This window comes from Streptomyces sp. NBC_00057, from assembly GCF_045041165.1.
Lineage (GTDB): Bacteria > Actinomycetota > Actinomycetes > Streptomycetales > Streptomycetaceae > Streptomyces.
On sequence record NZ_CP108256.1, the window covers coordinates 5,359,792 to 5,378,989 of the forward strand.

Annotated in this window: 14 protein-coding genes, 1 tRNA gene and 2 pseudogenes; 14 read left to right on the top strand and 3 right to left on the bottom strand. The window is 68.7% G+C overall.

The window, feature by feature from the left end; translation table 11 throughout:
* Window positions 1-5: 5 nt before the first annotated feature.
* The 6 genes from OG953_RS25275 to OG953_RS25300 all read left to right on the top strand — a co-directional run bounded on the left by OG953_RS25275 (window position 6) and on the right by OG953_RS25300 (window position 7,676).
* Entirely contained in the window at window positions 6-3,362 is a 3,357-nt protein-coding gene (locus OG953_RS25275; RefSeq protein WP_405687074.1) for an ALF repeat-containing protein, read from the top strand.
* 92 nt (window positions 3,363-3,454) lie between these two features.
* Window positions 3,455-3,832, top strand: a complete 378-nt coding sequence (locus OG953_RS25280) for a hypothetical protein (RefSeq protein ID WP_405687076.1) — start codon at window positions 3,455-3,457, stop codon at window positions 3,830-3,832.
* A 33-nt stretch (window positions 3,833-3,865) separates the two neighbouring features.
* The gene (locus tag OG953_RS25285; protein ID WP_405687078.1) at window positions 3,866-4,360 is read left to right on the top strand and encodes a hypothetical protein; all 495 of its coding nucleotides are present in this window, start codon (window positions 3,866-3,868) and stop codon (window positions 4,358-4,360) included.
* 531 nt (window positions 4,361-4,891) lie between these two features.
* The gene (locus OG953_RS25290) at window positions 4,892-5,188 is read left to right on the top strand and encodes a GYD domain-containing protein (protein ID WP_405687080.1); all 297 of its coding nucleotides are present in this window, start codon (window positions 4,892-4,894) and stop codon (window positions 5,186-5,188) included.
* A gap of 964 nt (window positions 5,189-6,152) precedes the next feature.
* Window positions 6,153-6,590, top strand: a complete 438-nt coding sequence (locus OG953_RS25295) for a hypothetical protein (RefSeq protein WP_405687081.1) — start codon at window positions 6,153-6,155, stop codon at window positions 6,588-6,590.
* Between the two features lie 615 nt (window positions 6,591-7,205).
* The gene (locus OG953_RS25300) at window positions 7,206-7,676 is read left to right on the top strand and encodes a hypothetical protein (protein WP_405687083.1); all 471 of its coding nucleotides are present in this window, start codon (window positions 7,206-7,208) and stop codon (window positions 7,674-7,676) included.
* 752 nt (window positions 7,677-8,428) lie between these two features.
* On the opposite strand, the gene OG953_RS25305 is transcribed toward OG953_RS25300, so the two are convergent.
* Both OG953_RS25305 and OG953_RS25310 read right to left on the bottom strand, forming a co-directional pair.
* Window positions 8,429-9,928 carry an immunity 49 family protein gene (locus OG953_RS25305; protein ID WP_405687085.1) on the bottom strand — a complete coding sequence of 500 codons (1,500 nt, stop codon included), beginning with the start codon at window positions 9,926-9,928 and terminating at the stop codon, window positions 8,429-8,431.
* 52 nt (window positions 9,929-9,980) lie between these two features.
* Window positions 9,981-10,241 carry a DUF4253 domain-containing protein gene (locus OG953_RS25310; protein ID WP_405687087.1) on the bottom strand — a complete coding sequence of 87 codons (261 nt, stop codon included), beginning with the start codon at window positions 10,239-10,241 and terminating at the stop codon, window positions 9,981-9,983.
* Between the two features lie 861 nt (window positions 10,242-11,102).
* Between OG953_RS25310 and OG953_RS25315 the strand changes: the two are divergent.
* The 5 genes and pseudogenes from OG953_RS25315 to OG953_RS25335 all read left to right on the top strand — a co-directional run.
* Window positions 11,103-11,995, top strand: a pseudogene (locus OG953_RS25315) (replication initiator); the annotation flags it as partial.
* Window positions 11,989-12,207 (top strand): excisionase family DNA-binding protein, encoded by a 219-nt coding sequence (locus OG953_RS25320; protein ID WP_405687089.1) that lies wholly within the window; start codon window positions 11,989-11,991, stop codon window positions 12,205-12,207. The pseudogene OG953_RS25315 and the gene OG953_RS25320, both read left to right, overlap by 7 nt.
* Complete coding sequence (locus tag OG953_RS25325) at window positions 12,207-12,560, top strand: hypothetical protein (RefSeq protein WP_405687090.1); 354 nt, start codon at window positions 12,207-12,209, stop codon at window positions 12,558-12,560. Before OG953_RS25320 ends, OG953_RS25325 begins: the two co-directional genes overlap by 1 nt.
* A gap of 385 nt (window positions 12,561-12,945) precedes the next feature.
* Entirely contained in the window at window positions 12,946-13,350 is a 405-nt protein-coding gene (locus tag OG953_RS25330; protein ID WP_405687091.1) for a hypothetical protein, read from the top strand.
* Window positions 13,351-14,341: 991 nt separating this feature from the next.
* Window positions 14,342-14,877: pseudogene (locus tag OG953_RS25335) on the top strand (tyrosine-type recombinase/integrase); the annotation flags it as partial.
* A gap of 69 nt (window positions 14,878-14,946) precedes the next feature.
* On the opposite strand, the gene OG953_RS25340 reads toward OG953_RS25335, so the two are convergent.
* Window positions 14,947-15,019, bottom strand: a tRNA-Arg gene (locus tag OG953_RS25340).
* A 517-nt stretch (window positions 15,020-15,536) separates the two neighbouring features.
* On the opposite strand from OG953_RS25340, the gene OG953_RS25345 reads away from it, so the two are divergent.
* The 3 genes from OG953_RS25345 to OG953_RS25355 all read left to right on the top strand — a co-directional run bounded on the left by OG953_RS25345 (window position 15,537) and on the right by OG953_RS25355 (window position 19,195).
* Window positions 15,537-16,604: an NAD-dependent epimerase/dehydratase family protein gene (locus OG953_RS25345; RefSeq protein WP_405687092.1), complete on the top strand. Its 1,068-nt coding sequence runs from the start codon at window positions 15,537-15,539 to the stop codon at window positions 16,602-16,604.
* A 480-nt stretch (window positions 16,605-17,084) separates the two neighbouring features.
* On the top strand, window positions 17,085-18,038 hold the full coding sequence (locus OG953_RS25350) for an aKG-HExxH-type peptide beta-hydroxylase (RefSeq protein ID WP_405687093.1): 954 nt from the start codon (window positions 17,085-17,087) through the stop codon (window positions 18,036-18,038).
* Window positions 18,035-19,195, top strand: a complete 1,161-nt coding sequence (locus tag OG953_RS25355) for a YcaO-like family protein (protein WP_405687095.1) — start codon at window positions 18,035-18,037, stop codon at window positions 19,193-19,195. The genes OG953_RS25350 and OG953_RS25355 overlap by 4 nt, the downstream gene beginning before the upstream one ends.
* The last annotated feature ends 3 nt before the right edge of the window (window positions 19,196-19,198 follow it).

The following is a 19,198-nucleotide window of genomic DNA, read 5'->3' on the forward strand; positions in this document are numbered from 1 at the left end:
ACGTTATGTCTCCTGCGTTGTGGAGTAGACGACGCCTGCTCACCACCCTCGCCGGGGTCACTGCCGCCCCCGCCCTGCCCTCCATTCTGACCCTGGCCGCCGGCCCCGCCTACGCTGCCGACACCGATCCCAGCGGCTCGGCGAACGGCCTGCCGGACACCGATCGAGGCAAGGCCGTATGGGCATACAAGATCGGAGGCCTCGCAGCCCGCGAGGCAGCCGCAGCCGCCCTCCTCGGCACCTCGGCCGCTGTCTCCGACTTCCTCACCCGCGGACTGCCGGCTGCCAAGGCGGATGACAACCGCTATGCCATCTTCAGCAGCCTCCCCTATGCCGGTCAGGCAGTTCGCGAAACGGCCAACGCCGCGTTGGCCGCAGGGGACGACGCGATCGCCGCCTACCTGCTCGACGGATACGGCAACTCCGTCGACGAGGATCTGCGCGTGGCGGTCTTCACCGTCATGAACAACAGCGGCCCCGCTGTGAAGCGGGAGGCGTCCAAGGCGCTGGAGCTGGACACCCGGGCATCTCTGAAGAAATTCCTGGAACAAACCCAGTACACCGCGCAGCAGGAAGATGAGCAGGTGGAGGTCTTCTCCATCCTCAACACCGCCTCCCCGGAGGTGAAGAAGTACGCGCAGCGCGCCCTGGAGGACGGCTCGCCCGAGGCGATCCACCAGTTCCTCGTCTCCGGCCAGTACATCGCCCGAGCCCGCGACGAGGAATCCGCGACGATCGACCAGTTGGTCGAGATCGTCGAGCGCGAGGGTCAGCGGGCGAAGCTGACGACAGAGCAGGCCGTGGCCGCCTCCGACAGTGCCAAGGAGGCTGCCGCGCAGGCCAAGGCCGCCGCATTGAAGGCCGCAGACGAGGCGAAGGCGGCCCAGGAGGACGTGCAGAAGTCGGCCAGGGCGGCGAACAACGCAGCCGGTGCCGCACGCGGAGCCGCCGACGCAGCCAACGTCGCGATCGCCGCCTCCCGTACTGCCCAGTCGGCCTCCCATCGCGCTGCGCTGGCCGCGCAGGCCGCCGCTGCTGCCGCCGCATCGGCCGGAAACGCCGCCTCCCGCGCCTACAGCGCCGCCATCGCGGCCTCCAAGGACGCCTCCAAGGCCTCTGCGGCCCGCTCGGCCGCCGTGGGTGCCCGGAACGCCGCCTCCCGCGCACGCACCGCAGCCAAGGCCGCCGACCAGGCTGCCATCGCCTCCAGCCAGGCCTCCGCAGCCGGCTCCGCTGCCGCGAGCGCGGCCCAGAATGCTGCCGCGGCCGCCAACGCCGCCGCCGACGCCGCTGCTTCCGCGGGCGCCGCCCAGTCCCAGGCGGCGAAGGCGAAGCAGGCAGCCGCCGAGGCCAACGCCGCTGCGGCACGGGCCACCCGCGCCGCGGGCACGGCCCAGACGCTGGCGAAGCGGGCCGCCGCCGCGGCCGCCGTGGCCCGCGACGCCGCCAACAGCGCCGCCGCTCACGCCGACAAGGCCGCGGACGCAGCCGAAGAGGCAGCGAACAACGCGGGCAAGGCAATCGAGTATGCCAAGCGCTCCACCGCCTTCGCCGCCGCCGCCGTGGAGGCGGCCACCACGGCTGCCAACGCTGTCAAGGAAGCCCAGGAGGTGGAGAAGGCGGCCCGCGAGTCGGAGAGCGCCCAGATCGCTGAGGACACCGAACTCGGCGTCAAGGAGGCCCAGCTCAGAGCGCAGGCCGAGGTCGACGACGCCGCGCGAGCCGAGAAGGAGCGCACGCAAGCGGACCAGACCGCCCAGGAGATCAAGAACCTCATCGTCGCCGCCGAGGCGGCCGTGCAGTCCGGCGACACCGCCGGCGGCGTCGCGTCCGGCCGGAAGGCTGCTGTCAAACTCCTCGAATCGAACGGCACCTGGACCCGCCAGGCTGTGGAGTTCGCCCTCGCCGGATCCGACCACGACATGGTCAACTGGATCAGCGTCGACCGCCTCCTCGCTCAGAGGCAGGACGACCGGGAAAATGTCCTGGCCCTCGCAAAGTCCGCCCCGGCCGCCGTAGCTGAGGCCGCCCACCAGGCGTTGGCCGGCGACGATCCGGACGCCGCCCGCAAATTCCTCGAGAACGGGGTCATCGAAGCGGCGGCGACAGACAACCGCGTCACGGTGTTCACGGTTCTGAACGAGAACCCGGGTCAGGCTGTGAAGGAGAAGGCCACCGCGGCGCTGAGCGACGGAAGCGCCCAGGCCCTCCACCGGTTCCTCGCCGTCGAGCTGGCGGAGGCGATGAAGGAGGACGACCAGGTCGAGGTGTTCAGCCTCCTCAACTCCGGTGGCCCCTACATACGGTCGGCCGCGCAGATCGTCCTGGAAGGCTCCTCGCGGATGCGGCGTGCCTTCGTCGTCCGCGACCAGTTCAACGTCGCCCGTCTCGACCTCGACCGGGCCACCCACGTTTCTGCCATCCGCGCCGCCATCGCCCACGCTGCGAAGGTCGCCGCGCAGGCGCTGCAGTACGCCGCCCTGGCCTCCAAGGCAGCGGCCGAGGCCCGCCAAGCCGCGCAGGAGGCAAGCGAGTGGGCGGCGAAGGCGCAGGGCTACGCCCAGGACGCCGCCGACTCGGCTGACGAGGCGAAGACCAACGCGGACGCTGCCGACAAGTCTGCGGCCGCCGCAGCCCAGTCGGCGAAGGACGCACTGGCGGCGGCGGCCACCGCGCGCGGTGCGGCCCGGAGCGCAAACTACTCGATGCGGCAGGCGGTGGGGTCGGCGAAGCAGGCGGTCTCGTTCGCGGTGGACGCGCAGGCCTCGGCTTCCCAGGCGCGTGCCGCAGCCGAGCAGGCCGGCCAGGACGCGCAGGGCGCCGCAGCAGCTGCGAGCGAAGCCCACGCGATCGCCGCCGCGAAGCGGCAGGCCGAGGTTATCGAGGCGGCGAAGAAGGCGGCCGAAGAGGCGAAGCAGCACGAGCAGAACGGCACCAACCCCTCCGACAGTCCCGAGAACGACGACGACGGCGATACCAAGTTCTGGGGCCTGTGGCCGGAAGATATTTCGGACACCAAGGACTGGGCGACGGTCACCGGGCACTGGAGCACGGTTTTCGGAGCAGGCGCAGTCGTGCTGGGAGTCGGTTCCTTCTTCTTCCCGCCGCTCGCACCGTTTGCCGTAGGGGCCGGTTACGTGTCCTGGGGCCTGCAGGGAGTGAGTGCCGTCCTCAGCGGATTCGGGTACGGCTGGGACAGCAGCGAGTTCCAATCAGCGCTCGGGCTCTTCGTGCTCGGCGGAGCCTTCTTCGGCAAGGCAAGTGTGTTCAAGAAGTTCGGTTTGGCAGAGGAAGTCGGTGCGAAGGTGTCGAGTGTCGTCAGTGATGCGACAACCACGGTGATCGGCTGGCTCACCTGGTAGGAAGTCCGTGCAGGCGGGTGGGGTGGGGCGAGACGACATCTCGTGCCACCCCACCCGGCATGTTCATCCGTAATGCTGGAGAAGGAAGATGCATGCTGACATCTACATTTACCGTCACCGAGTGGTGGACAGTCGCCGTTGTGTCCGGCATCGCCCTCGCGGTGGCGGCGCAGTCCATGGCCACTACGAGAAGGGACAAGCTGATCGCGGTATCGCTTCCCCTTGTGGGTGCGGCCTGCATCGCCGTGAATTCGTTGGCACGTGGCTATACAGGGCTGACGCCGCTGATGCTGTACACGGCGACCGCGATGGGACTGGCAGTTTTGAGGGTCATTTTTGCTAAATACGTCAAGCGTCAGCTCGATTTGAAACATGCAGGTAAGCCGATGGAGGAAGCGACGGGCAAGCAGACTGCGATCTTTCTTCTCACCTTCGCGGCCGTCGTGATGGCCATGGCTGTCATTCTGTGAGGCCGCAGTTGCCTGAGTGAAGAGGGGGCTCTGATGGTTGTTCCTCTGTGGGTCCTTGCGGTGGTGATTCCCGAGCTCGTGGTGACGTGCTCGGTGCTGCGGTGGCTGCCGGTCAAACAGGAGCGGTGGATAGCGGCGCTACCGTTTCCGGTGGTCGTCGTGATGGCGCTGGCGCTGCGGTTCGTCGCGCAGGCGCCGTGGCCTGGCGTCCTTGCCGCATGCGCCGGGCTGCTATGGGGAGTTGCAGTAGCGCTGGTGCCGTTTCGTGGGTGGGTGTCTTCGTGGACGCTGCCCGCCCGCGGCCAGGGGAACTTGGGGTGGCGCGGTGTGGCCTTGGTGGTGCTCGGCGTTATGACGCCGCTGACGACGAAGCGGTCGGAGGCGGCGATGGAAGAGGCTTTCGCGGTGCGTCAGGTGGTAAGGGCGCGAGGTGAGTTCCCGTTGCTGATGGGTGTGGCGCTGCTGGTGATTCCGGTGGTGTGCGCGGTGGGGGCCGGGTGGGCGGTGGACACCCTGGGGTGGGGGTGACGGTCGTCGTCATCGAGGGTTGTAGTGCGCTTGCTCTTCTCGTGGAGGACGGATGCGCCGACGGGTGCAGGACGACGAGCGGCACCGTTCACGCAATCGGCCCCGGACGAGGAGTCCGAGGCCGAACGGAACGCCTCCCTGGGGGAGAATCCCCAGGTCCGAGTGGTAATGCGTGGTGCCCCTGGCAGGATTCGAACCTGCGACACCCGCTTCAGGAGTTCGATCCGACGATGGTTGCGGCCCTGGATCGCTACGGCTGTCGTTGATGTCAGGCGTGGATGTCAGCCTGTCCCTCGATGCGCACTCCGGCGGAGCGGTGGAGCGGGGTGGACGAGGCCGGACCTCGAGAGCTGCCAAGTGTCACATCGCAGGTCAGCGTGGCTGTTGTGCGAGCGCCTCGATGGTTCCAACCACCGTGATCAACCGTCTGTGGTCGGCCGTAGCTCGTTCGGGTGCGTACCTCGTGCAGGCTTCAGTCCTGATGCCCAGGATTGACCTCGCGATCTGTTTCCTCGTGAAGGTGAAAAAAACATGCTGACGTACGTCGCATTGCTGAACTGGACCGATCAAGGGATCCGGGATTACAAGGACACCGCGAAGCGCGCCGAGGCCTTCGGTGCAGCGGCACAGAAGCTCGGGGCGAAGCTGCTGAACCTCTACTGGACCGTCGGTCCATACGACCTCGTGGCCGTCGTCGAGGCGCCCGACGACGAAACCGCTACCGCAGTACTCCTACAGCTCGGCGGGGTGGGCAACGTCCGTACGACGACTCTGCGGGCCTTCGGTCGAGAAGAGATGGATCGCATCATCGGCGAGGCCGCCGGCTGACGACTTCCACACACTGCAAGCGAAGACGTCTGGCGAGCCGGCTGAGCAGCCCGCCTTACAATTCTGCTGGGGGGGCCTGAGCCGGCCACCTGCGTACATGTCAGGTCTACCACCTGCTCGGTCAGCGTCATCGGATCGCCGTGGACGGCTGTGAACTGCGCTGAGTGAGACGGAGCCTGATACGGCCCAGCCCGGCTGATCCGCCTCGCCTTGCGCGTACTTCTTCTTGCCCTGGTCCTGCTGAAGATCTCGGCGACCAGGTTCTTTGCAGGCCCAGATGGGTCCGACGCACTGTGCAGTGGCCGTCATTGGTCATCCGTGGCCGTTGCTGAGTGTCCACGGACGGCCCGCAGACGCCCCAGCAGACGGCTCGTCACGTTCTGATCCGTAGCTGTAGCCGAATTGGTCAGCGACGGCCATTCCGGTCGCTGCGCGGCCCTGGAGGCTCGGCCGGCAGGACCAGCCGGTGCGCCTTGGGCAGGTCACAGCTGCCGATGGGGCATGGGTCTTCATGCTCTTCCTCACCGAAGACGGCGGCGCACTGGTGGCCTGCACTGGCGTACGGCGGGCGAGCAATCACCGCTTTAGGAGCGAGGTGGGGCGAGTTGGGGGCTGACCTGTGGCTCGCCGACTCCGGCCGAGGCTGGTCGCATCCCCTGTCAGCTGCTGTGGTTCGCCCTGAATCCCCGCGCTATCCGGCGCGGTTGTGGCACAGTCCACCGCACGGACCTGCGCATGGGAGGCCGGCCGTACGCACTCACGCGCGCAGCCTGACGAAGAAGTTGAACCTGTTCATTAATGCTGACAGGATGACGAGCACGTGCTCGACGGCTGGTCGAACCGCAGTCATTCGTAGCGGCGCGACGGGGGCCGGATCGTGAAGACCAAGTCACCTGGCCTGGCAAGGTGCCGGACGGTGAGTTTTGTCGCCTGCCTGCTCGCATTGGTGGGATGCAATCCACACATGTACGACGAGGTACCCGCACTGCGTGACGCGAAGCGGGCGGACATTGCGGGTTCGTGGCTCTGCGTGGACCACACCGAGGTCACTCTCCGGCCTGATGGAAAGGCCGTCATCCACCTCCTGGACGGGCAGGAATTCGACTTCGACGACAGGTGGCGGCTGTCGGGCACGGGGACGTGGGAGTTGACCGACGAGCGCATGGGATGGAATGACGGTCAGCATGTCCGCGTGGCTCTCACTTCGCGCACGGCATCGGCCACTCGTGCGCCGGATCCGGCTGAGCCGCTCGACGGGCTGACCGAACGTGCCCCGGCACCTGATGCCTACACGTGGACGTTCGAGTTGCGGCGCGACAACAGGGAAGAGCTGGAGCTCTACTTCTTCTTCGGCGACCCCGACTCCCGCAGTACATACGTCCTGCAGAAAAAGCAGCCATAGTCCACCCGACCCTGGAAGGGGGAGCGGGCACCGGCCGGTCGCCGGCGCCGCAGCCCTATCCGGAGAGGGTTACGGCGGCTACGAACGCCGGCGGGAGTGTGTCGGCGCGGGCGGTGGAGTCTCAATGGCCAAGTCGAGCCAGGTGCACAGGATTCGAACCTGCGACACCCGCTTCAGGAGTTCGACCGCGCCATCCGCTCGCCTGGGTGGCGAACCTATGGCACGGTGCAGTGCGCACCTCGGGGTGCGATCAAGACCGCTCCGGTCTGCCGACGTTGCCGTCAGAGACTGCCGTCATTCGACTCGTAGAGGGCCCGCGTGACGGCTGAGCGGGACGTCGCACACGCGCACGGCAGGCACGACGCCGATTTGCTGAGGCCGGCAGATTTTTGCAGCGGGGTTGCCGACGGGCGGCTCCGTGTGGCCACCCGACTCCGACATCGTCGGGACGAAGGTCGGCGGCTGGCCCGCCTGGACGCTGATGTGTCCCCGTAGTACTGGATCCATGCCCGGGGGCGGGAACGGCCGCCGGGGGGACTGCTGGACCCCCGCTCTGCGCCTGCCGCTAGAGTGCGATGCTTGTTCGATTCGCCGCGGGGCGGAGGGGGAGTCGCTGTGAGCGCACAACTGAGGGACACCGCCGGAGAGTTGGCGGAGATATTGTGGCGGGAACACACCGTGTACCGGGAGCGGTCCGGCGGTGTGGTCATCCGGGGTGAGCATGTACGGCGGTGGATCAGCCTCGCTCCGGCGGGCGGCCGGGACGAGGTCCTCGTACGCGCGGGGCGCATCCTGGACGGCGGCACCACCGCTCCGGCGCGTTCGGAGGCCGTGGTGCCCCTCTCCGCCGGCACAGGCGTGCTCGCCGCGACCTGCCGTCGCCTGCTCGCCGAGGCGGCGGCCGATGTGGCGCCGGTCGCGCCAGGACGGGCAGCGCCCGGGCGGTCCAAGCGGTCCAATCAGTCCGGGAAAGCCGCGCGGCCCAAAGGCAGCGGGAAACACACCAGTTTCGGTTCATGGGTGATCCTCGCCTGCGTCGCCGGTGTGATCGCCCTGTACGTCTACAGCACCGCGATGCACGGCTAACGAGTACTACAGGGACACATCAGCCTGGCCACACGGGAAGGGGCCAGGTGGTAGAGGCGACCAGGCGGCGGCCCTTGCGCATCGCCGCAGGTCGCAACCAGATGTGTCCCTGCAGTACCGGGCCGACTGGACTTGCGGGACCCGAGCGGCTACGGCTCGCCTGTCGACCCGCCGCGCCCCATCCGCTGCACCAGCGAAACAACCGCGGACGTTCGGCCGCGTCGCAAGCTCAGTACGTACGACAAGTACGAAGCGCACGTGCGGCTCTACCTGGTCAAGCCAGATCAGCATCACGATGGACGTCTATACCCACGTCGCCCACGACACCCAGCGGGAGGCGATCAGCCACATGGACTGCCTGCTCAAGCGCCGTCTGCCGGGGACCTGAGACGCGACTGCCGTCCAACGGTGCCGTCAACAGGCCCCGGACCGTGATCGGTCCGGGGCCTGTTGCCCGGTGCCCCCGGCAGGATTCGAACCTGCGGCACCCGCTTCAGGAGTTTTCCCTGGGCGGGGCTGTGACCTGCGAAAACTTCGGCAATGGGGTGCCTGGCCGGGGAAAATACACCTCCGTAGTTCTCGCGTGTTCACGAGGTTTCCCGGCCTCATGTGTGCTGAATCCGTTCCGCGAGGCTGCCCCGAAGACAGCCACCGGTCCGCCCTGTGCGGCAAATACGAGAGGCCCTGCCACTCGTGTCGCGGTCTGGCGAGCGCCGATGCAGCTTACGGTCGCTGCCGGGCCGGGGGCAGGGTCAGGGGCTGGGGATCTCCTCGATCCGTTCGCGGTTCAGCAGGAACAAGGGCAGGTGTGGCTGGGCCGGAGCGATGGGGAACCCGTGGTCGAAGGCGAGGCTCGCAATCGCCAGCGGTCCCAGGGCCACTTGGGCGCGCGGTGCCGCCGACTCGGCCCAGTAGGCGTCGTGTTCCGCGAGGGCTTCGGCGAGTGCCTTGGCGAAGGTGTCGTGGTCCCGTGCGATGAGACGGTGGAAGAGCGTGATCGGCTGATAGTCGATCCCGTTCACGAACTCCAACGGCGCGTGGGTCACGTCTTCGGGCCCGGACGTCTTCATGGCGGCGACCAGCTTCTCCACGACCCCGTCCATGGAGTCGCGTTCGGAGAAGTAGGTCTGCAGGGTGTCGATCCAGCTCAGCACGTACGAGTCGACGGAGTCGTCCTGCCGCAGCGTCTCCAGCGGCACCTGGCACAGTCGGCGGATCCGCTCCCCCTCCCGGCACACGATCGCCAGGTAGAGGGCATCGAGCCAGGCACGGGCGTCCGCGGGCGGTGCGGCGGGTGTGGCCGGCAGCTGCCGGATGAGTTCCTCGCCCAGTCGGCAGTCCTGCGGCTGGGCACCGGTGAACAGGGCGGAGCCGAGTTGTACGGCGGTGGCCCAGGCGTCCCATGTGTTGATGCGCGCTGCCCTGGGATCGGTGGCGCAGCGGGCGTGGGCGTGGGCGACGGCGGAGGCGAAAGTGTCTCCCAGGCCGACGGCCGGGTCCTGGGAGAGACCTGCTATGGACTCGGCTGTGGCACGGGTGAGTTCGGCGAGGTCGGGAGCGGGCGCCTCGGCGGCGGTACGGGTGGCGAGTCGGCCGGCGCGGTCGAGGCGGACCAAGCCCTTCATCAGTCCGAGCAGTCGTGGCGGCGGCTGGATGGAGAAGGATCGGGTGTCCTCGTCGATGACCGTGAGCGACTTCAGGCTGCTGCGGTTCCACCAGTAGACCCGCGGGGACAGTGCGCCCGGCCTGTCCTCGAAGGCACCCAGCGCGTAGGCGGCGAGGCCGTTGACGGCGTTGACCACCGTGCCGTCGGCGATCGGGTGGTACACCAGGTTGTAGCGGCTCGGCATGACGACAAGGGCACCAGCGTGCGGAAGCGACTCGCCGGTTACCTGCTGGACCGCGGCGGACAGGAACAGAGCCTGGCTGCCGACGAAGTGCGAGTCGCCGTAGAAGGAGTGCAGGATCGTCCCCTCGAAGGGGATCTCCTCGTGTGTGACGGGTATGCGCATCAGGTTCCTGAATGCCGCCTGCCCCAGCTCCTCCAGGCCGACGCGCTCCACGTCCGGGTCGGTGAGGATCCGTACGTCGGTGGGCCGGTCGAGGGCATAGGCGAAGACGAGGCCGTCGGCCACGAGACGCGCGTAGCGTAGGGAGCCGGTGATCTCAGAGGTGATCGAGTCGGCGGGCAGCAACCGGGCGTACGTGCAGCGCAGCAGTTCGTCGGTGTCGGGAGTGTGGTCCGGGTTCATTTCTCCGACTCTACGAAGGTGGTGTACGGGCGGGCGATGCGGCCTGGCTGGGTCAGTCCCACCAGAGGGCCCAAGTGGGCTGCCCAATCAGGTGCTTGGCATAGGCGGCGATACTGTTCGGACCACCTTGGGTGACGTTGCCCGGGCAGAAGGTGAAGTGCCCGGCCGCGAGGGCCTCGGCGTGGCTGGTCGGCGGGGCAACGATGGAGACGACCAGGGTGTCGAAGCCGATGGCGGGGAGGAGCGGGTGGCTCGGGCAGGAGTCTCTTGGGTGGGGTGTGGTGGGGTGCGCAGCCGCGTCCCGCAAGAACACCGGATGGGTTTGACGGCTTGCCGGCCCGATTGAGTGTGGGAATCCTCCAACCAAGACGGCGCCCCGCCTCCTGAGCAGCGGGCCGGACGTTCTTGAGCTCGCCCAACTTCGCGAGGTCATCAGTGCTCGGGGCCAGTTGTCCTCAGCAGCCCCGGTACTCAGGCTTGAGGACAGCCCGCATGAGCGACGCAAGGCGGTCGATCAACTCTCGTGCCGGTGCCGGTGCCGGTGCCAGATCACCCTTGACGGGCATGCTGCACGGCTCCCCGTCATCCCCACGCATGGCATGTGCGCCGTGTGCCGCAAACGCAGGAGCCCTCCCGTCCACCGGACGGACGGGCTCCTGACCTCATGTTTCTCTGTGCCCCCGGCAGGATTCGAACCTGCGACACCCGCTGTAGGAGCGAGGTTGGGCGATCATACGTGTGACCTGCGGATTCCCTACCTTGGGCAGACTCCGGCCGAACTCACCCCTGCGGACCCCGATTCCCCGTGAGCCCCCGTCCGTTCTGGCACGAGAGTGGCACGGCCAGACCCTGCCCCGTCGCTCACTTGCCCTCCCGCCGGTGCTTGACCGCGTCAACACCTACGGGCTCGATCAATGGTCGATGGTGCCGCCCAGGATGACAAAGAGCGGGACGAAAAGGCTCAGGATGCCCATGAGGGCGAGTGCCACGAGGGTGATCAACAGGATCACCACGAGTGTCCACCCAAAACGGCTACCGGCCCTGAGAAGTCTGCCCGGTACCGAGTCTTTGTCAGTCATCGAACCCCCAGCCCGGACTGTACAGCGCGGGCGGCGCAGCGACTTTGGCCGGGAGTCGCTTTGGCGCGAGTGATCACGGCCCCTTACGCTGGCCCGCCGGCGCGGTGCTGTGGAACAACCACGCCTCCGACCTGTGGCGTTACTTCACGATCTACCTGCGCCGAGAGATCGCCCGCCGAGCCGACCTCACCCAGAAGGCGGCCCGCGAACAGTCCCGCCTGTCATTCGGCAAGGTCGCCGAGTACCAAAAGCGCGGCGCGGTCCACTTCCACGCCGTGATCCGCTTCGACGGACCCGACGGGCCCGACTCCCCACCCCCGGCCTGGGCCACCCTCGACCTGCTCACCGACGCCATCCACGCTGCTGCCGCCCGGGTCGAAGTCACCGTGCCGGCCAACGAGGAGGCTGGGTTCGTCAATGAGTGGGTGCTGCGCTGGGGCACACAGCTCGACGTCCAGCCCATCGGCGCCTTCGGGAACGGCGAAGGCCTCACCGAACAAGCCGTCGCCTCCTACGTCGCCAAGTACGCCACCAAAGCAGCCGAAACGACCGGCACCGTGGACCACCGCATCGGTAACAAAGAAGCCCTCCTCCTGCTCGGCGTGCCCGAGCACCCCCGGCGCCTGATCGAAGCCTGCCTCGACCTCCACCACGCCTACCCCGATCGCAAGCTCCGGGACTGGGCCCACATGTTCGGCTTCCGCGGCCACTTCTCGACCAAATCCCGCCGCTACTCCACCACCCTCGGCGCACTCCGACAGGTCCGCGCCGACTATCGCGCCGCCCAGCAACGCGCCGCCGTCGGCCTGCCGGACCCGGACGACCGCCCCGAAGCAACCCCCTGACCTTCGCCCACTGGGCCTACGCCGGCCACGGACACACCCCTGGCGAATCCTGGCTCGCCGCCAACATCCACCGCGACATCCAACACAACCGTGACACCGCCCGCGAACACCGCACCGAACTCGACGCCACAGGGGAGTGGTGACCACGGAACGTCTGCTCAGTGTTGACCAGGTCGCCGAACTCCTCGGTACGACCGTCCGGTTCCCTCGGTGGCTGATCGAGGAACGCCGGATCACCTTCGTCAAGGTCGGCCGACACGTACGTATCCCCGAGACCGCTGTAGCGGCCTTCGTCGCCGCCAATACCGTTGAGCCGGTGACGATCCGGCGAGCCGGGCTGCGGAGGGTTGCCTGATGGTCAACAAGAAGGGCAACCGCCGGCGCTTCGGCTCGGTTCGGCAACTGCGGTCCGGTCGTTGGCAGGCTCGGTACCGTGATCCTGCGACAGGGCAGCTCCGCAGCGCCGAGCAGACCTACGCGGCCAAGACGGACGCCGAAGTCGCGCTGACGCACATCGAGGCGGACATCTCGCGCGGCCAGTGGGAAGACCCGGACAAGGGTGCTGTTCCTTTCATCGAGTACGCCGATGCGTGGCTTCGGGACCGCAAGCTGGCCGACCGCAGCAGGGAACGGAACGAGGCGGTGATCCGGCTACACATCAGGCCGACGTTCGGTTCGTTGTTGTCAGCTACTGATGTCAGTCGCTGAACAGCCCCGGACAGGGGCAGGGCTCCAGAGCCCGTCCGGCCGGTCGGCCCACTGCCACCAGACGTGCCGCCGTGGGCAGCCCCATGTGCCTCGGTGGATCCTCTTGCCGTCATCCTCCCGCTGGCAGCGTGCCAACCCACCGAACCGCATCGGCTGTTCGCACTGAGGGTCAGACGGGCTCTGAGGATCAAGAGTGGGTGCTGACGGTCGGCGGGGTTTCTGTACTTCACCCCTGTACCGCGGCTACGGAACAGGGGTGGGCTCCGATGAGCGTCGCACGGCAGCTTCCGAAGCCCGACCAGCATCAGATGTTGGCCAAGGCACTCGGGCAGAGTTGAGTACTTGCGCTCTGGTCGGTTATGGGGCGAGCCGGAACGCTTGGGCCATGCGACAACGACTACTGAAACTCGTTCCCCAGCTGTTGGCGGTCCTCGTGCTGGCTGTGGTGACGCTAGGGGCGTGGGCTGCCTGGCTGGGCTGGGACCAGCAGCGTGACGTGCACCCTGATGGTTCGACGACCGGCCCGTACGAGGCGTGGCAGGTGATCGGGCTGGTGTTGACTCTGCTGGCGCTGGTGTACTGGGCGGCATCCCGGCGCTACATCGCAGGTGCTGTGCTCGGCATCACGGTCGGCCTGACCATTGCCGCCTATTACGACTGGTCGGACGACTCCAGCGGCCTCTTCATGGTCGGCGTGGGGATGGTCATGGTGGGGAGCCTCGTCGTGACCACCGTCGTATCCGTCGTGATCGCCTATGTGAAACGAGAAGGCCCCCCGAGTCGCCGTTGACGGCTCAGTCAAGCGCCGGCGCGAGGGCTTTGGAGCACCAGTTTGGAGGATCCCGTACGCGGATGACCTCTGACCTACGAGGACTCCGACCTGCGAGGGAGTTGCCAGTTCCCTGTAGTTCGCCGCTGCTTCCCCCTCGCTACCGACCGATCGGGCACGCAAGGGGCACGCAGCTGCGATGATCGGGTCATGCAGCCTGGGGTGGAGCAGCACTTGTTCAAACTCGCTGGGGCAAGTCGTGACCCTGCCCCGCCTTGGGTCGTGTTGCCACTTAGCGCGGTCGTCGCTGTTGTGGGGCTGGCCGTGTTGGTGAACTTCCGGGGCGTGCCAGAACGGCTGCACGAACACTGGCGCGGAGGTCAGCAAGGCCGCCTTGCCTCCTTCGGTTTTCAGCGGCACATCGGCGCTTGGATGGCGCTGGGAGGCCTGTGGGGGTTCCTCGCGACGTCTTGGCAGCTCATTGCCGACTAGCTCAGAACCTGTGTGCGCCTGATGCCGTGCAAGTCGGTGGCCCCACCCATCCCAACCCACCACTGTACGAACGACCTTGACGCCCTGGGCCGCGACTGCTCGGCTCTGCCTGGGTCGAAGGTGGCCGGGATGGGAGCCCACGACGCTCGCCATGCTCCGGCCGGCACTCGCGAACGGCGCCCCGTCCATCCCGGAGTCTGAGCGCCCCCGCCGGAGGCATGTCTGAAGCCGCGGGCTTGGTTCTCGTCTCATGCCCCCTGGCCTATCCATCGTGGGCGCGCGTCGGCGGCGGCAGCGCCGAGCGGGCCGAAGGCAGGAGCGCGGGCGCAGCCAGAGCCGGGAAGCGCGCCCGGCGGAGCGGAGCGCAGCCGGGTGCCTTGATGAGGTAGAGAAACCTGTAACAGCTCGGCCGCTGGAAGGCGTGGCCGTGACCTTCCGGCCGTCATGGGAGCGCGCATGGACCGAGGGTTGGTCGAGGGCATCCAGAACCCGGATCGCTCAGCCGGAAGGCTTGTCGGTGGTGGGCCTGCGGCGCGGGGAACTCGCCGGCCTCCGATGGACTGACGTGGACCTGGACAACCGGGTCCTCTACGTTCGTCAGCAGACCCAACGGCGTCGTGGCGTTCTCTACGACGACGACCTCAATGGACGACGCCGACGGGCTGCGCCGCTCCCGGCAATGTGCATCGCTCCGCTTCGCTGGCACCGAATGCGGCAGGTTGATGTCAAGGCTCGTGCGGGGGAGTCGTGGCAGGAAGGTGGGCACGTGTTCGTCACCCGGACCGGTCGCCCGGTCGAGCCGCGGAACGTCTACCGCTCCTTCACTCGCATCGCCGAATCCGCCGGCCTCCGCGTGATCAGGCTGCACGATGCCCGGCACGGCTGCGCGACGCTGTTGACCGCGGCCGGGTCGCTCCCCGCGTGGTGATGGAGATCCTCGGGCACAGCCAGATCAGCATCACCATGGATGTCTATACGCACGTCGTCCAGGACACACAGCGTGAGGCGATCAGCTACATGGACCGGCTGCTCAAGAGGCGGCCCGGCCGTGAGTGACCGCTGCCGTTGATGTCAGGAGTAGATGTCAAAGGCCACCTAGTGACGTCACTAGGTGGCCCCCGCTTGTGCCCCCGGCAGGATTCGAACCTGCGACACCCGCTTTAGGAGAGCGGTGCTCTATCCCCTGAGCTACGAAGGCGGGGATCTGTCGGAAAACGTGTCTGGAACCCGGCCCGGGTGGGCGGTGGACTTCAGATGGACTGCCGACAGGGTTGTGGTGGTCCAGCCGGTGAGAGCCGGGCCGCCGCGAACAGTGTAGCGGGTGGGTGTGGCCCGTACCGGAGGGTGGGGACTCGGCTCGCAGCCTTTCGGAGGTCTCTTCCTCTCACGCGAGGACGTCCGGCGACTGTAAAGCAATGGTCAATGGAAGGTAAAGCGGGTAGAGGTGTACCAGCAGGCGGGGTCGACGTTCTCGGCGAAATCGCTGTGAGTCCAGCGCGCAATTGAGCGGCCGGACGCGTCGTCAACTGAGGTGCCGCAAACGGCTCTACCGCGACGACGACGGGATGGAGAGGACCGGAGTGCCCGAGGACTTCGCCCATGTCCAAGCCCTGCCACGTCATGGCGAGTTGCGGCAGCAGCGGTAGGATCCCGCGCCACGCGGCGCAGCAGGATCTCCGGCAGCTTCGCGGCGCGCGACCTGGGGGGGAGTCGGTATGGGGAAGAGCGCTGTGGTCCTCGGGGCCACCGGGCAGATCGGTGTCGCCGTGGTGGAGCGGCTGGTGCGGGACGGGTGGGAGGTGCGGGCCGTCAGCCGGGGTGGCGGGCCGCGGGTGGTGTGGCCGGTGGGATCCGGTGTGCGTACGGTCCACCTGGACCGGAACGACGACCGGGCGCTGGTCCGGGTGGTCGGCGAGGGGTGTGATGTCCTCGTGGACTGTGTCGCCTTCGGCTCCCGTCATGGGGCACAACTCGCCGCGCTGGGTGACCGGGTGGGTTCGGCCGCCGTGATCTCGACGTGCATGGTGTACCGGGACGACGACGGGGTCGGCTTCGACGCGCTGCCTGGGGCGTGCCCCCGATTTACCGGTCCGGTGACGGAGGAGCAGGCCACGGTCGCGCCCGATGACACCACGTACGCGGGCGGCAAGGTCGCTCTGGAACGTGTGTTGCTGGAGTCGGCGCCGTTTCCGGTGACGCTGTTGCGCGCCGGGATGGTGCACGGGGCGGGGTCGGCGGCTCCCAGGGAGTGGTACTTCGTCAAACGGGCCCTCGACCGGCGCCCCGTGCGCCTGCTGGCCCATCGGGGAGCGGGCATCTGCCATCCGTCGGCCGCCCGCAACCTGGCTGAGCTGGTGCTCGCGGCGGCGGTGCGGCCCGGTGACCGGGTGCTGAATGTCGGAGATCCCGCGCCGCCGACCGTACGGGCCATGGCGGCCGCCGTGGACGAGGTGCTCGGGCACGAGGCCGAGGAGTATCTGATCGACGGCCCCGGCGAGCCCGGACTCGGACAGACCCCTTGGTCGCTGCGGCGCAGCTTCGTGATGGACATGGGTCTGGCCGGGCGCGAGCTGGGATATCGCCCCGTCTGCGACTACGCGGGCTCGCTGCCCGAGACGGTGGCCTGGCTGGTGGAGACAGCTCGTGGACGCGACTGGCGCGAGGCGTTTCCCCGCCTCGCTGCGCGCTGGGGGCCGACCGCCTTCGACTACGCGGCGGAGGATCGCGCCATCGCGGCCGGGCAGGTGGGAGGCCGTCCGCTCGTACCTGCGGGACGGGAGTGAGAGGAGTGTCGCGGTTTCCGGACTGTTTGCGGGGTGGACAGTCACGCGGGTGGGCGGAAACTGCCAGGTTTCCAGCGGTTGGGCCGGGGGTGTGGGGCGCCCTTCGGCGTCGGTACGCACTGTGCTGGACGGGGTGTTGATACGGAACCCGGCTTTCCGGCCTGCCCGGCAAGCCGCTTTCCGGCCCTCGCGACGTCGGCCGGTACGCGCCGTGGCCGCCCGTTCACCCATGGCGACGTGTGGATCCCTTGGCTGACGATGGGGCCGCCGGTGAGCCTCTGCCGACAACGGTGGGGCCGGTGAGGTGAAGGGAGTCTCGATGAACAACGAGGAGATCGAGCAGGTCGATGACGCGGAACTGCCCGAGTTCGCGCTGATGGTCGACCTTCCCGACTAGAACCTGACGCATCAACAGAACGCCGTGCGGCGGACCTTCCGGTCCGCCGCATGTCGCTGCCGGGGAGCTGGGGAGGGGACAGGATGCGGGTCGAGCCCGATGCACAGGGAGCCGTCGACGACCGAACGGGACTGCTGGAGCGCATGCGTGGGGTGCTCGACCGGGCGGAACTGGCGCCACCGCCTGGCGAGGGTCTGCGCAGACCGGCTGCCGTCGAGGCTGTGCACACTGTGCAGCGGGCGCTGCGGTCCGGACCGCTCGCCCCGGACCGGCGGCGGACCTTGGCCGATCTGTTCGACCGGATGACACCGCCGGCGTTCGGACCGGCCGGCCCGCGGGATCACCTGCGCCGCAGTGTGACCCGTGCGCTGAGGGCCATACCGGCCGCCGAGGGCGTGGACGCCCGGCCGGCCGGTGTCGAAGTAGCCGCCTGGCACGCTGCCGAGCGTGCGGTACTGGCGGAGGCCGTCTCCCTGCTGACCGGCGTCTGGCCCGAGAGCGCCGCGGAGACGCGGGAAACGGTGGTGGAAATCGCGCTGCTCGAAGGCCGATCGATCGACGGGTTCACGGATTTCACCGTTCACGGCGCCGTTCTCATCAACCGGAAGCGTCTGGCGACGAGTGATGCCGGACTCCCCGGTCCCGTGCGATGTGCCGAGGCGCTGGTGCACGAGGGGGCGCACACCCGGTGCAACGCCGCCGCCCTGAAAGAACCGTTCCTGCTGCCCGATCGGCCGACCGGCTCCGCAGGGTCGGACGCGTCGGGCCGGCGCGGGCATCTGCTGGTCGCCACCCCGCTGCGGGCCGATCCCCGGCCGCTGACCGGACTGTTCCAGCAGACCGTGGTTCTGGCGCGCAGCGTGCTGCTGTACCGGAGGCTCGACGGTCTGGGCCCGGCGGTGGAGGCCCGGCACGAACGGCTGCTGGGCTCCGCACACCAGGCCGTGAACACTCTGACCGCCCACGCCGAGGCGCTGACCGCGCACGGGCGCCAGGTGCTCGCGGAGTGCGCCGCAGTGCTCAAGGAGCCCGCGTGAGTGCCTGGACGCCCCAGGTCTTCACTCCGTACCGGGACCAGCCGGACATCCTGATCGCCCGGGTCGCCGCCAGGTCGGCGGCGTTCGCGGGGACCAGCGCGGCCGGAGGCGCACCGGTACTCGTCGGGAGTGCTGCCGGGCACGACCGGGAGCAGGTCGCCATCGGTGCGCGAGGCGAGCTTCTGGAGCGACTGGGGAACGTGATGGCGGGCCGGGAGGCCGAGGACGCCGCCGAAGTCGTCGCGGCCTACGGGGAATTGCGCCGCAAGGGGATACCGGCCCTCGAACCGCGGACGCGGCCCGACACCCGGCGGCTGTGGGTCCGCGGCCGTACGACCCGGGGCGCGGAGCTGCTCGTACCGGCGGGCTCCGCGTTTCTGCACCACCGCCCACCGGCCGGATGCGACGCGGCACCGTCCGCCGGCTCCACCGGAGTCGCCGCGCACCCCGACCTCGCGTCGGCGGCGCGGCACGCGGCATGGGAGGTGCTCGAACGCGACCTGGTGCGGCGCAGCTGGTACGGGCTCGCCGACCGGCCGCCGACCGTGATCCAGGCGCCGGTGTCGTCGCCGCTGGCCGACTTCGTCCGGGCCGGGCGGCTGCGGGCGACGGCGTTCGGTGTGCCTTCTCCCGCCGGAACCGTCTGCGCCGTCGTGTGCCTCCACCGCCCGGACGGTACGGGTCAGGCGTTCGGGGCCCGGTGCGGTCCGGCGGACACGGTCCCGGCCCTGGTCGAGAAGGCGACGTACGAAGCGCTCATGGTGCGGTGGAGCATGCGGACGCCGGTCGCCCGCGCCACCTGGGACCGGTGGCACGGCTCCGGGCCGCCCGCCACCGCCGTGCAGCACGCGCTGTGGGCGTACCACCGGCAGGACAGCCTCGGGCTGTGGGCCGTGCGGCCCCGCCCGGACGGCGCCGGGGAGACCGCTGTGCGGACGGACGGCGTGCGGCCCTGCCCGGACGGTGCGGGGGAGATCACCGTGCGGACCGATCCGCTGCCGGTCCTCGCCGAGCACACAGGTCAGGACGTGATCCTCGTCGAGACCACCGCGAAATCCGCCCGCGACGCGGGGGTGCGGGTGGTCCGGGTGCTTGCCCCCGGAGCGCTTCCGCTGCCCTCCCGCACCACTTCCGGCCACCCCCATCCGTTCGGTTAGGAG